Source organism: Microcystis sp. M49636_WE2 (assembly GCF_030065375.1).
GTDB lineage: Bacteria > Cyanobacteriota > Cyanobacteriia > Cyanobacteriales > Microcystaceae > Microcystis > Microcystis aeruginosa_C.
This window is the reverse complement of sequence record NZ_JASJFG010000193.1, coordinates 1-1,192: the sequence shown is the minus strand read 5'-3', so window position 1 is coordinate 1,192 and position 1,192 is coordinate 1. Positions and strand designations below refer to the sequence as shown.

At 44.4% G+C, this 1,192-nt stretch carries 3 protein-coding genes; all 3 read left to right on the top strand.

All coding sequences use genetic code 11. The annotated features are described in order from the left end of the window. A partial coding sequence (gene cas5d / locus PX484_RS04445; protein ID WP_288102996.1) for a type I-D CRISPR-associated protein Cas5/Csc1 occupies window positions 1-235 on the top strand: 235 nt, incomplete at its 5' end. A 9-nt stretch (window positions 236-244) separates the two neighbouring features. Further along, window positions 245-811, top strand: coding sequence for a Uma2 family endonuclease (locus PX484_RS04440; protein ID WP_288102995.1), 567 nt, complete (start codon window positions 245-247; stop codon window positions 809-811). An 83-nt stretch (window positions 812-894) separates the two neighbouring features. Continuing rightward, the coding region (locus tag PX484_RS04435; protein WP_288102993.1) for a Uma2 family endonuclease at window positions 895-1,192 on the top strand (298 nt) is incomplete at its 3' end.

The following is a 1,192-nucleotide window of genomic DNA, read 5'->3' as shown; positions in this document are numbered from 1 at the left end:
GGAAGTAAAACTGACAGAACTTTCCCTATCAAAACAAAAAGAGGATTTATTTATTTATCCCTATCCTTTAAATCCTCTCGATGTTATGTTTACCCATCAGGTGATTGGCTACGATGTGATTAATATGCCTCCCGTTAGTTTGATTCGTAATGTGAGAATGCGCGGGGAATATTACCAAATAAGCGATCGTCCCGATCTGAAAATTCCCGCTCGATTGTCCTATCACTTCGGTTGAAAATTGACCATGACTCTTATCTCCTCTAAACCCCTCACTTTACCAGAATTTTTCTCGCTAACCGATCCCGATGGCGATATTACCTATGAATTAGTCGATGGAGAAGCTATCCCAAAAATGTCCCCGAAATTCTTTCATTCTCGTTTAACTCTGGCTTTATCTTCTATACTCGATCGCTGGAATCAAGGACGGGGAGAAGTGGGAATCGAATGGGCAATTATTCTAAGCAAAAACGATCGAGATTGGTGTCCGGTTCCCGATCTTCTCTACATTTCCCTAGAAAGGTTAGGAGATATTCCCCTCACCGATGAAGCTTGTCCCGTTCCCCCGGAATTAGTCATCGAAATTATTTCTCCTGAACAATCCTTCAGCAGCCTGAGCGAAAAAGCCGTGGACTACCTAAAAGCGGGAGTCAGTCGCGTCTGGATCGTCGATCCCCGGGCCAAGCAGATCACAATTTTCTATCCCGACGCACCCCCAGCGATTAAAAAAGGCGATGACGAAATTAGCGATATTCTCCTCCCCGATTTAACCCTAACCCCCGGACAAATTTTTGCCAAGGCCCGATTAAGTTAATGCCCTACAGTCTCGTTATAAGCGATCGTCCTGATCTCAAAATTCCTGCTCGATTGTCCTATCGCTTCGGTTGAAAATTGACCATGACTCTTATATCTTCTAAATCCCTCACTTTACCAGAATTTCTCTCGCTAACCGCTCCCGATGGCGATATTACCTATGAATTAGTCAATGGAGAAGCGATCGCAAAAATGTCACCGAAATTCTTTCATTCTCGTTTAACTGGTGCTTTATTTCTCGTACTCGATCGCTGGAATCAAGGACGGGGAGAAGTGGGAATCGAATGGGCGATCATTCTCAGCAAAAACGATCGAGATTGGTGTCCCGTTCCCGATCTTCTCTACATTTCCCTGGAAAGGTTAGGAGATATTACCCTCACCG